The following is an 11,489-nucleotide window of genomic DNA, read 5'->3' as shown; positions in this document are numbered from 1 at the left end:
CCCCGGTGGCATGTCCTCCGCAATGCCACAGCATTTGATGGGCTGTAGCCCCGGAGACGGGCGAAGAACCTTTTTTTCTGCCTACCCGGCCGCAAGCAGATGCGCTGCCGCCGCCTGCGCATGCAGCGCGGCCGTATCGAACAACGGCACCGACGCATCGTCGGCGCCGACCAGCAGCATGATCTCCGTACAGCCCAGGATGATCGCCTGCGCGCCACGGCCCACCAGCCGCTGCATCACCCCGCGATAGACCTCGCGCGAAGCCGGCAGCGCCCTGCCCTGCACCAGTTCTTCATAGATGATCCGGTGCACTTGCGCGCGATCGTCCGCCGGCGGCACCAGTACCTCCAGCCCATACCGCTGCGCCAGCCGCGCCCGGTAGAAATCCTGCTCCATCGTGAATACCGTGCCCAGCAGCCCCACCCGCTGCAGTCCTGCGGCCCTGATCAGCTCTCCCACCGGGTCGGCGATATGCAGCAACGGCACGCTTATCGCTGCCTGCACCTCATCGGCCATCAAGTGCATCGTATTGGTACAGATCACGATCGCCGTGGCCCCCGCCGCCTCCAACCGGCGCGCCACATCGACCATCGCCCGGGTCGCCGCCGGCCAGTCGCCGGCCCGCTGCAACGCCTCGATGTCGGCAAAGTCGAAGGACCACATCAGCAGCCGCGCCGAGTGTGTCCCGCCCAGCGCATCGCGCACCTGCTCGTTGATCATCCGGTAGTAGTGCGCCGAACTCTCCCAGCTCATCCCCCCGATCAAACCCAGAACCTTGTGCATCGGCGCCGCTCCCATGGTTGGCCACGGCCCCAGCGTAGCGGTCCGGCCCCGCGGTCGGCCAGATCCGGGCAAGCCCGGCGGCCAGGCCGCCGGCTAGAATGCAGCCGATGAAGATCGCCTCCCTGATTCCGGCCACTGCCCTGGCACTGGCCCTCGCCTTCGTTTCCACCGATGCCCTGGCCTGGGGCGCGCAGGGCCACCGGCTGGTCGCCCGCGTCGCCGAAACCCGGCTCACCCCGCAGGCGCAGGCCGAAGTGGACCGCCTGCTGGCCGGCGAACCGGACCCCACCCTGCACGCCATCGCCCCCTGGGCCGACCAGCTGCGCGCAAAGGATCCCGGCCTGGGCAAGCGCTCGGCCGGCTGGCACTACGTCAACATCGGCGAGGACGACTGCCACTACCAGGCCCAGAAGCACTGCAAGGGCGGCAACTGCGTGGTCGAAGCGCTCAAGGCGCAGACCGCCATCCTCGGCGACCGCAGCAAGTCCGATGCCGAGCGCGCGCAGGCGCTGAAGTTCGTCGTCCACTTCGCCGGGGACATCCACCAGCCCATGCACGCCGGCTACGGCCACGACAAGGGCGGCAACGACTTCCAGGTGCAGTTCAACAACCGCGGTACCAACCTGCACTCGCTGTGGGACAGCGGCCTGCTCAATGAAACCAGACTGGACGATGACCAGTACCTGCAGCGCCTGCTGGCCCTGCCCGCGCCCAAGCTGGGCCAACGCTCCAACATTGCCACCGACGCGGTGGAATGGGCCCAGGCGAGTTGCCGCATCGCCATTGCACCTGGCGTTTACCCGGCCAAGCGTACGCTTGGCCCGGACTACGCCGCGACCTACCGCCCGGTCGCGGAACAGGAGCTGCGCCTGGCCGGTGAACGCCTGGCGGTGCTGCTCAACGCCACCCTGGGCAAACGCTGAGGTTTCCGCCATGACCGCGCATGTCGCCAGTTTCTTCCACCCCGACAGCCATACATTCAGCTACGTGGTGCACGATCCGGCAACCCTGCAGGCGGCGGTGATCGACCCGGTGCTGGACTACGACCCGGACACCGACGCGCTCGGCACCGGCCCGCTGCAACCGCTGCTCGCCCACGTGCGCGACCACGGCCTGCAGGTGCGCTGGCTGCTGGAAACCCACGCCCATGCCGACCACATCAGTGCCGGCCGCTGGCTCAAGCAGCAGTGGCCGGTGGCGACGCTGGCGATGGGCAGCGGCATCGTGCAGGTGCAGCGCAGCTTCGCCCCGCGCTATGCGCTGGAGGTGCCCACCGACGGCTCGCAGTTCGATCATCTGTTCGCCGACGGCGAACGCTTCGCGCTCGGCGACATCGATGCCGAAGTGATCGCCGTGCCCGGCCACACCAGCGACAGCGTGGCCTACCGCATCGGTGATGTGCTGTTCACCGGCGACTCGCTGTTCATGCCCGACGGCGGCACTGCCCGCTGCGACTTCCCCGGTGGCGATGCCGCGCAGCTGTACCGTTCGATCCAGCGCCTGTTCGCGCTGCCCGACGCCACCCGCGTGTTCATCTGCCACGACTACGGCCCCGGCGGCCGCGCGGTGGCCAACCAGACCACCATCGGCGCACAGCGCGCGCACAACATCCACCTGCATGAGGGGGTCAGCGAAGCGGAGTTCGTTGCCACCCGACAGGCCCGCGATGCCGGCCTGGACGAACCCAGGCTGATGCACCCGGCGGTGAAGGCCAACCTGCAGGGCGGGCCGGACCGGTCGTGATGCCGGCCCGGGCCGGCATGGCGATCAACGCCCCTGGCGGCGCACGGTGTGCTGGCCGTGCACGATCTCGAAGGTGAAGGCGTACAGCAGGCTCACCGGCACCGGCTCAATGCGCTCGGCGCCAGCGCAGTCACCGCGATCACGCGGCACGTGCCCGGCAGGGTAATGGCACACCGCTGCAGGCACGTAACGCCACTGCGCCACCGCCTCCTGTGCGGCCTGCAGCAGTGGCGCGTTCTCGGCGGCGTTGCCCGCGCTGCATTCGGTGCGATCAAGCAACGCCATGCTGCGTTCCACGCGGCCTTCGGCGTCGACCACCACCTGCAGGCAGACCATGGTAGGGGCCAGCTCGCGGCGTGGATCGCGCTCGCCCAGCACCGGGTCCGGCGCGGCGTACAACTGCGGCATCCGATAGCCCTCGCTGGGGCGCAGCTGATACGGCTGCACCGCACCGGCCCCACCCTGTCCGTCGTCCCGCAGGCGCTGCAGGTTCACGTTCTCGGCGCGCGTATCCACCGTGGCCAGCGACGGGTGACCGGCGCAGCCGGCCGCCAGCATCGCCAGCGCCACTGCCAGCAGACCCGGCTTCACAGCGCCGGGCCCGATTCGTCCAGTTCAAAGGTCAACGGAATCCTCAGCACCGACGCAACGGCGGTTCCATCCCTGCGCGCCGGCACGAACGTCCATTGTCTGGCCGCGGCGATCGAGGCCTCGTCGAACACACCGGCCGGGGTCGAACTGAGCACGCGGACATTGCCCGCCTTTCCGACCGCATCCACTTCCACGCGCAATACCACCTTGCCGGAAATGCCCTGTTCGAACGCCGCCTTGGGATACTTCGGCGGCGCCAGGTCAGGCGCCTTGGCATCCACATCGCCTGGGGCCGCCGGCGCCGATGCAGGCGCTTCGGCACGGATCGACGGCGGCGTGCCCTGGCTGGCCCACGCCACCGTTCCCACGCCGACGCACAGCCCCAACGTCAGCACCTGCCCGGTCATCCACGGCAATGCCTTCGGCTTGTGTTCCTTCAACATGGCAATACGCTCCTTCAACAGCGGTTGGCTGCGCCAGTGGCAGGCCATCGGCGCAACCGGGTGGACCAACTGCGCCTTGAGCAGCGCGTTGGCATAGAGCCGGCGCAGGGCCGGATGCGGGTCGACCGTGCGTGCATCGCAAGCCAGTTCCTGGTCGCGCAGGAACCGGCGCGCCGCCCACGGCAGCAACGGGTGGAACCAGAACACGCAGCGCAGCACCGCCAGCCCGGCATTGGCCCAGGGGTCGCCGTGGCGGCGATGGCTGCGTTCGTGCTGCAGGATCAGATCCTGCTCGGCGGGACTGAAGTCCTGCTCGAAGGCAGGGCCCACCACGATGCGCGGCGGCCACAGGCCCACCAGCGCGGGCAGCCCGGGGTCGGCACTGGCCCGCCAGCTGCCATCGCCGCGCGGCTGCAGCGGGCCCATCGCACGTTCGAAGCGGCGCTGCGCGCGCCAGCCGGCGACCGCCATCGCCAGCGCACCGGCCAGCCACGCCGCCAGCAACAGCATGGGCCACAGCGCCGCTTCGGCCGGCACCACCGGAGCCCGCAGGACGCCGCCGATGGCCCGCATCGGCGCCGCATCGGCCATCGGCGCGGAAGGCAATGGCAGGCACAACGCCGCCAGCACCAAGGGCAGCAGCCACCAGCTGCGGTAGGCCAACGCCGCCCCGCCCAGGCGCAGCAGCAACGGCCGCGCCGCGGCCAGCAGCAGCACCGCCACCGCCAGCCATACGCTGGCCTGCACCACGCCGTTGATCAGGTCAGTCATGGTCGAGCGCCTGGATCAGCTGCTTCAGCTCGGCGATGTCCTGTGCGCTCAGCTGCCCGCGCTGGCTGAAATGCGCCACCAGCGGCGCCACCCGGCCATCGAACAGCTTGTCGAGCATGCCCGTACTCTGCTCGGCCACCCACGCCTGGCGCTGCAGCACTGGTGAGTAGAGATAGCGGCGGCCGTCGCGGCCGGCGCTGACCGCGCCCTTGGTCAGCAGGCGGTTGAGCAGGGTCTTGATGGTGGGCTCGGCCCAGTCGCGGCCGGCCAGCGCGGCCACAACCTCATCGGCCCCCAACGGATGGTTGCGCCACAACACGTCCATCACCACGGCTTCGGCTTCGCTGATCTGGCTCATCATTTACATCCGTAATCGATGGATCGATTACGGACGTAATTGTTCCCCGTGTCAAGCCCTTCCACGGGCGTTTCATGCGCCCACTGCGAGGATCGGGCCATTGCCCGGAGGCCGTGATGAGACGCTACCGAAAGCTGGACTACCCGGTCGCCGAGGTGCGCCGCTTCCTCGAGCCCGGCCCGGTGGTACTGGTCAGCTCGGCCTGGAAGGGCCAACGCAACGTGATGACCCTGGGTTGGCACATGGTGCTGGAATTCACGCCCTCACTGCTGGGCACGATGATTTCCAGCGGCAACCACAGCTTCGAACTGATCCGGCGCAGCCGCCAGTGCGTGCTCAACCTGCCCACCGCCGACCTGCTCGACACGGTCGTGGGGATCGGCAACTGCAGCGGAGCCGAGGTGGACAAGTTCGAACGCTTCGGCCTGGAGACCACCCCCGCCAGCGCGGTGGACGCGCCGCTGCTGGCGCAGTGCCCGGCCAGTTTCGAGTGCCGCCTGCACGACGCCAGCCAGGTCAAGCGGCACGGCCTCTTCATCTGGGAGGTGGTCAAGGCGCACGTGGCCAAAGTGCCCAAACTGCCTAAAACCCTGCATTACCGTGGCGATGGGCAGTTCATGCGGTCCGGCGCGGAAGTCTCCCGTCGCGGTCTGTTCAAGCCCGGAATGCTGTAATGGCCGGTATACCTCTGCAGGATGGCGCTGGATGACCGAACACCTCACCGACCTCGACGCTGCGATCGACTGGCTGCTGCAGCGCGTCGACGGCCCCCTGCGCATCGGTGCGCCCCTGGCGCTGGGCAAGCCGCACCGGCTGCTCAATGCCCTGTATGCGCGCGTGGAGCACGACGCGTCGCGGCCGCTGCAGATCTATACCGCGCTGTCGTTGAATCCGCCCAAGGCTGGCGCCGATGGGTTGGAAGCGCGCTTCATGGGCCCGTTCGCGCAACGTCACTTCGGTGCGGAATTCCCGCGCCTGGCCTACGCCGACGCGGTGGCCGCCGACCGCCTGCCCGCGCACGTGCAGGTGGAGGAGTTCTACATGCAGTCCGGCGCCCTGCTCGGCTCGGCGCAGGCGCAGCGCAACTACACCAGCCTGAACTACACCCACGCCGCCGATGCGGTGGCCCAGCGCGCGCCGCATGCGATCGTGCAGAAGGTGGCGATGCGCCCGGACGACCGCCGCCTGTCGTTGTCGTGCAACAACGACATCACCCAGGACACCCTGGATGCGATGGCCGCGCGCGGCCTGCCGCGGCCGCTGCTGATCGCCGAGATCGACCCGCAGCTGCCCTATCTGGGCGGCTCGGCCACGGTGGATGTGAGCTTCTTCGACCTGGTGATCACCCCGCCGGGGCCCTACCCCGAACTGTTCGGCCTGCCCCGCCAACCGGTCGGCGACGCCGACTACGCCATCGGCCTGTATGCCAGCGCGCTGGTCCGCGATGGCGGCACGCTGCAGATCGGCATCGGCACCCTGGCCGATGCGATCAGCCACGCGCTGGTGCTGCGGCATACCGACAACGCCCGTTACCGGCAGATCCTGCATGCGCTCGACCCGCGCCTGGCCAGCCACCCGGCGGTGCTGGAATGCGGCGGCCTGGAGCCGTTCGAGATCGGCCTGTACGGCTGCAGCGAAATGCTCAACGAAGGCTTCCGCCGGCTGGTGCAGACCGGGGTGATCCGGCGCAAGGTGCACGACGACCTGGCGCTGATGGAACGCATTGAAAGCGGCAGCACCCTGACCATCGACCACGCCACCCTGGAGGCCGAGGGCGAGTACCTGCATGGCGCGTTCTACCTGGGCTCGCCGGAGTTCTACCAGTGGCTGCGCGAGCTGCCCGACGAACAACGCAGTGCGATCGGCATGCGCCGGATCAGCGAGATCAACCAGCTGTATGGCGGCAATGAGGCCTTGGAACGGCTGCAGCGCCGGCATGCGCGTTTCTTCAATTCATGCATGATGGCCACCGCGCTGGGCGCGGCGGTATCCGATGCGCTGGAGGACGGCCGGGTGGTGTCCGGCGTGGGCGGCCAGTACAACTTCGTGGCGATGGCCCACGCCCTGCCCGAAGCGCGCAGCGCACTGCTGTTCCGCGCCGTGCGCGAGGACAAGGGCCGGCTGCAGTCCAACGTGCGCTGGAACTATGGCCACACCACCATCCCGCGCCACCTGCGCGATATCTACATCAACGAATACGGCATCGCCGACCTGCGCGGGCTGACCGACGAGGACTGCGTGATCGGCATGGCCGGCATCACCGATGCCGCCTTCCAGGCCGGGCTGCTGCAGACCGCCCAGGCAGCGAAGAAGCTGGACGCCGCCTTCCTCGCCCCGGCGCACTGGCAGCAGCGCAATACCGCTGCGGCCGTCCGTGCGGCGTTGGCGCCATTCCGCCAGGCCGGGCTGCTGCCCGACTACCCGCTGGGCAGCGACTTCACCGAAGTGGAACAGCACCTGGTCAAGGCGCTGGGCTGGTTGAAGCAGAACACCGCCACGCGCGCGGCCAAACTGCGCACCGTGCTGGCCGCGCTGATGCAGCCGGCTGGCGATGGCGATGCGACGTATCTGCAGCGGATGGGGCTGGAAGCGCCCAAGGATCTGGGCGAGCGCATCCAGGCGCGGCTGGTGCGATTGGGCCTGGCCCGCACCGCCGGGTAGGTCCGCCCAGGCTCGGATATCGCACAGGTAGATCCGACCCATGGTCGGACCGCGCAAACGCAGAAGGCCGGGGAAATCCCCGGCCTTTGCGTACCGACGCGAATGCCGCTGGGGTCAGAGCGCCTTGGCGGCGGCCACCACGGCTTCGGTGGTGATGCCGAAGTGCTTGTACAGCGCGTCGGCCGGCGCCGAGGCGCCGAAGCTGTCGATGCCGATCACCGCACCGTCCAGGCCCACGTACTGGCGCCAGAACCCGGTGACACCGGCTTCCACCGCCACCCGCCTGCGCACCGCGTTGGGCAGCACCGACTCACGGTAGGCCGCATCCTGGCGTTCGAACACATCGGTGGACGGCATGGACACCACGCGGGTCTTGATCCCGGCCACATCCAGCTCGGCCTTGGCCGCCACCGCCAGGCCCACTTCCGAACCGGTGCCGATCAGGATCACGTCCGGCACGCCGCCCTCGGCGTCGGCCAGCACGTAGCCACCGCGCGCGATCTGGGCCACCTGCTCGGCGCTGCGCGGCTGGTGCGGCAGGTTCTGGCGGCTGAACACCAGGCAGCTCGGGCCGTCGGTACGGGTGATCGCCGACTTCCAGCTGACCGCCGACTCGACCGCATCGCACGGGCGCCACACATCGTTGTTGGGGATGTAGCGCAGCGAGGCCAGGTGCTCCACCGGCTGGTGGGTGGGGCCATCTTCGCCCAGGCCGATCGAGTCGTGGGTATAGACGTGGATCGCATGCGCCGGGATCAGCGCGCTCATGCGCACGCCGTTGCGGGCGTAGTCGCTGAACACCAGGAAGGTGGCGTCGAACGGAATGAAACCGCCGTGCAGCGCCAGGCCGTTGGCGATCGCGGTCATGCCGAACTCGCGCACGCCGTAATACACGTAGTTGGCGTTCGGGTCGTCGGTGGCCACCGACTTGCTGGCCTTCCACAGGGTCAGGTTGGAATGGGCCAGATCGGCCGAACCGCCGACCAGTTCCGGCAGCAGCGGCGCGAACGCTTCGATCGCCAGCTGCGAGGCCTTGCGCGAGGCGATGGTCTGGCCTTCGGCCTGGACCTGGGCGATATAGGCATCGGCCTTGGCGATGAAGTCGGCCGGCAGCTCACCGTGCGAGCGGCGGGTCAGTTCTTCGGCTTCGCTCGGGAATTGCCTGGCGTACTTGTCGAACTGCTGTTCCCACTCGGCCTGGCGCAGGGTGCCGGTACCGCCGGCGCGCCAGCCGGCGTAGATCTCTTCGGGAATCTCGAACGGGCCGTAGTTCCAGCCCAGCTGCTTGCGGGTGGCTTCCAGCTCGTCCTTGCCCAGCGGCGCGCCGTGGCTGGATTCCTTGCCGGCCTTGCCCGGCGAACCGAACCCGATGGTGGTGCGGCAGCAGATCAGGGTCGGCTTGTCGAACTGCGCCAGGGCGCTGTCGATGGCCGCCTTGATGCTGTCCGGGTCGTGGCCATCGACGCCGCGCACCACGTTCCAGCCATAGGCCTCGAAACGCTCGGGGGTGTTGTCGGTGAACCAGCCTTCGGTGTTGCCGTCGATGGAGATGTGGTTGTCATCCCAGAAGCAGACCAGCTTGCCCAGGCCCCAGGTGCCGGCCAGCGAGGCCACTTCGTGCGAAATGCCTTCCATCAGGCAGCCGTCGCCCAGGAATACCCAGGTGCGGTGGTCGACGATCTCATGCTCGGGGCGGTTGTAGCGCTGCGCCAGCAGCTTCTCGGCCAGCGCGAAACCGACCGCGTTGGCCAGGCCCTGGCCGAGCGGACCGGTGGTGGTTTCCACCCCGGGGGTTTCATGGTGCTCGGGGTGGCCGGCGGTCTTGCTGCCCAGCTGGCGGAACTGCTTGAGCTGCTCGATCGGCAGGTCATAGCCGCTCAGGTGCAGCAGCGCGTACTGCAGCATCGAGCCGTGGCCGTTGGACAGCACGAAGCGGTCGCGGTTGAACCACTTGGGATTGTTCGGGTTGTGACGGAGATAGTCGTTCCAGAGGACCTCGGCGATATCGGCCATGCCCATCGGCATGCCGGGATGCCCGGACTTGGCGGTTTCGACCGCATCAGCGGCTAGGAAGCGGATGGCGTTGGCCAACTGGCGGCGGGTAGGCTGCGTCATGGTTCTGAGAGTCGGGAGGCTCCCGCGGAACTGCGGGCTGCCCATTGTCCCACAGACCAACGACGGGGTCAGGCCGGTACCGCCGGCGGGGCCGCCCTGTGAAGGGCTCCACCGGGGATAAACGAAGACGCCCCGCAGGGGCGGGGCGTCAAGGCAACCGGCCTGGCGGCGGATTACTTGGTCGAAGCGGCTTGGATCACGCCGCAGGTCGATTCGCGCTGGAATTTCTCGCTGGTGGCATAGCCGCCCGGCGTCAGCTTGGTGACGGTGATCTTGGAGGAGGTCTTGCCCTCCGGCTCGATCAGCACGTTCCACGGCAGGGTCACCTGGCCCTTGCTGCCCTGGGCGTTCTGCTCGAACATCAGCAGGCCCGATTCCTCGTCGGAGGTCTTCAGGGTCAGGCCGGACTTCACGCCCTCGATCTTGATCCGCTTGAACGCCTGGGCCGGCGCCACCGGGACCACCTCCCAGGTGGTGAACTTGCGTCCGGCAAAGAAACTGCCTTCCTGGACGTAGTTGGTTTCACAGGCCTTCTGGGCACTGGCGTCGAACGCCAGCAGCGCCAAAGCGGCCACCGTCAGATACGAAATCCTCATCTCAGCTCCTGTCCGCACGGCGCCAATCCCGGCGCCTTCCATGCGCCGGGCAAGTATCCATGGCAACGATGCGCTGTTCAATTGCGCTCGACGTTTTCCGCCGGCAATGTCCGCGCCACCGGGCCATCGTCCACTTCGCCCTTGGCCACCAGGGTGGTCAGGGCCAGGTCGCCGGTGACGTTCAGCGCGGTACGGCACATGTCCAGGAAGTGGTTCACGCCCAGGATCAGGCCGATGCCCAGCGGGTTGACCCCGACCATGGCGCAGATCATCGCCACTACCGGCAGCGAACCGGAGGGCACGCCGGCGGTGCCGATGCCACCGAGGATGCAGACCGCCATCACCATCACCTGCTGGCCGATGCTCAGGTCCACCCCGAAGAACTGGGCCAGGAAGATCACCGTCACGCCCTCGAACAGCGCCGTGCCGTTCTGGTTGGCGGTGGCGCCCACGGTCAGCACGAAGCGCGACACCTTCTGCGGCAGGCCCATCTGGTCGGCCACCCGCAGCGCGGTGGGCAGGGTGGCATTGCTGGAGGCGGTGGAGAAGGCCATCACCGTGGCTTCCTGGGTATCGCGGAAGAACGCCAGCGGCGAGCGCCCGGACAACCACACCGCGATGCCGTAGGTCACCACCATGTGCAGGCCCAGCGCCAGCACCACCACGCCCACGTAGGCGCCCAGGCGGATGATCAGTTCAAAGCCGAACAGCGCGGCCAGGTTGAACATGAAGCAGGCCACCGCGTACGGGGCCAGCCGGATGACCAGGTTGATCAGGGTCATCGAGATCTCGAAGACGCCCTCGATCGCACGGCGCAGCGGGGCAACCTTGGCCTCGTCGGTCAGCACCATGCCTACGCCGAACATCAGCGCGAAGAACATCAGCGACAGGATCGCGCCGTTGTCCGAGGCGGCCTTGAGCACATTGCTCGGCACGATCGACAACAGCATGTCCATGCCCTTGGGCGTGCCATGGATGCCGGCGACGATTTCCTTGCTGCGTTCGGCGTTCTCGACCAGCATCTGCGCCGCCACCTGCGGGTCCACGCCGGCACCGGGCTGGAGCACGTTGACCAGCACCAGGCCGATGCCCACCGCGATCCCCGACAGCACGATGGTATAGGCCAGCGTCTTCCAGCCGATCCGGCCCAGCGCGCGGATGTCGCCCATCTCCGACACGCCCATGATCAGCGCCGAGAAGATCAGCGGCACGATCAGCATGAAGATCAGGTTGAGGAACAGGTTCGAGGCCGGCGAGGTGATGTAGTCCATCACCCATTTGGCGGCGGCTTTCAGCTCCGGGATGCTGCCACCGAGGGCATGCACGGTCAGCCCCAGGGCCAGGCCGATCACGAAGCCGATGGCCATTTTCCAGTGCAGGGGCAGTTTCTGCCGGGTCTTTGCGGCCTCAGTCATGGAACGGCTTTCC

General features: G+C 68.1%; 11 protein-coding genes. 4 read left to right on the top strand and 7 right to left on the bottom strand.

Translation table 11 applies throughout. The features are described 5' to 3' along the window. Window positions 1-81: 81 nt before the first annotated feature. A complete protein-coding gene (locus IC535_RS17885) occupies window positions 82-783 on the bottom strand; it encodes an aspartate/glutamate racemase family protein (RefSeq protein ID WP_429000417.1) in 702 nt (233 codons plus the stop codon). 98 nt (window positions 784-881) lie between these two features. Between IC535_RS17885 and IC535_RS17880 the strand changes: the two genes are divergently transcribed. Then, entirely contained in the window at window positions 882-1,706 is an 825-nt protein-coding gene (locus IC535_RS17880; RefSeq protein WP_429000415.1) for a S1/P1 nuclease, read from the top strand. A gap of 10 nt (window positions 1,707-1,716) precedes the next feature. Next, window positions 1,717-2,526 carry an MBL fold metallo-hydrolase gene (locus IC535_RS17875; RefSeq protein ID WP_228887612.1) on the top strand — a complete coding sequence of 270 codons (810 nt, stop codon included), beginning with the start codon at window positions 1,717-1,719 and terminating at the stop codon, window positions 2,524-2,526. Window positions 2,527-2,550: 24 nt separating this feature from the next. On the opposite strand, the gene IC535_RS17870 is transcribed toward IC535_RS17875, so the two are convergent. From IC535_RS17870 to IC535_RS17860, 3 genes are read right to left on the bottom strand one after another with little or no spacing between them, the layout of a single operon-like run. Next, window positions 2,551-3,084, bottom strand: a complete 534-nt coding sequence (locus IC535_RS17870; RefSeq protein ID WP_228887631.1) for a hypothetical protein — start codon at window positions 3,082-3,084, stop codon at window positions 2,551-2,553. 29 nt (window positions 3,085-3,113) lie between these two features. Beyond that, a complete protein-coding gene (locus IC535_RS17865; RefSeq protein WP_228887613.1) occupies window positions 3,114-4,331 on the bottom strand; it encodes a M56 family metallopeptidase in 1,218 nt (405 codons plus the stop codon). Continuing rightward, window positions 4,324-4,689: a BlaI/MecI/CopY family transcriptional regulator gene (locus IC535_RS17860; protein WP_228887614.1), complete on the bottom strand. Its 366-nt coding sequence runs from the start codon at window positions 4,687-4,689 to the stop codon at window positions 4,324-4,326. The genes IC535_RS17865 and IC535_RS17860 overlap by 8 nt, the downstream gene beginning before the upstream one ends. A 116-nt stretch (window positions 4,690-4,805) precedes the next feature. On the opposite strand from IC535_RS17860, the gene IC535_RS17855 reads away from it, so the two are divergent. Both IC535_RS17855 and IC535_RS17850 read left to right on the top strand, forming a co-directional pair. Next, window positions 4,806-5,363, top strand: coding sequence for a flavin reductase family protein (locus IC535_RS17855; RefSeq protein ID WP_228887615.1), 558 nt, complete (start codon window positions 4,806-4,808; stop codon window positions 5,361-5,363). A gap of 31 nt (window positions 5,364-5,394) precedes the next feature. Next, the gene (locus IC535_RS17850; protein ID WP_228887616.1) at window positions 5,395-7,350 is read left to right on the top strand and encodes an acetyl-CoA hydrolase/transferase C-terminal domain-containing protein; all 1,956 of its coding nucleotides are present in this window, start codon (window positions 5,395-5,397) and stop codon (window positions 7,348-7,350) included. 114 nt (window positions 7,351-7,464) lie between these two features. Here IC535_RS17850 and tkt read toward each other — a convergent pair whose 3' ends face one another. The 3 genes from tkt to IC535_RS17835 all read right to left on the bottom strand — a co-directional run bounded on the left by tkt (window position 7,465) and on the right by IC535_RS17835 (window position 11,476). Continuing rightward, complete coding sequence (gene tkt / locus IC535_RS17845; RefSeq protein ID WP_228887617.1) at window positions 7,465-9,465, bottom strand: transketolase; 2,001 nt, start codon at window positions 9,463-9,465, stop codon at window positions 7,465-7,467. A gap of 173 nt (window positions 9,466-9,638) precedes the next feature. Beyond that, window positions 9,639-10,061, bottom strand: coding sequence for a hypothetical protein (locus IC535_RS17840; RefSeq protein ID WP_228887618.1), 423 nt, complete (start codon window positions 10,059-10,061; stop codon window positions 9,639-9,641). Between the two features lie 77 nt (window positions 10,062-10,138). After that, window positions 10,139-11,476 (bottom strand): dicarboxylate/amino acid:cation symporter, encoded by a 1,338-nt coding sequence (locus tag IC535_RS17835; RefSeq protein WP_228887619.1) that lies wholly within the window; start codon window positions 11,474-11,476, stop codon window positions 10,139-10,141. Window positions 11,477-11,489: the final 13 nt, after the last annotated feature.

It is taken from the genome of Stenotrophomonas rhizophila, assembly GCF_020857975.1.
Lineage (GTDB): Bacteria > Pseudomonadota > Gammaproteobacteria > Xanthomonadales > Xanthomonadaceae > Stenotrophomonas > Stenotrophomonas rhizophila_C.
The sequence above is the reverse complement of the archived record's forward strand: the minus strand, read 5'-3'. Positions and strand labels throughout refer to the sequence as shown.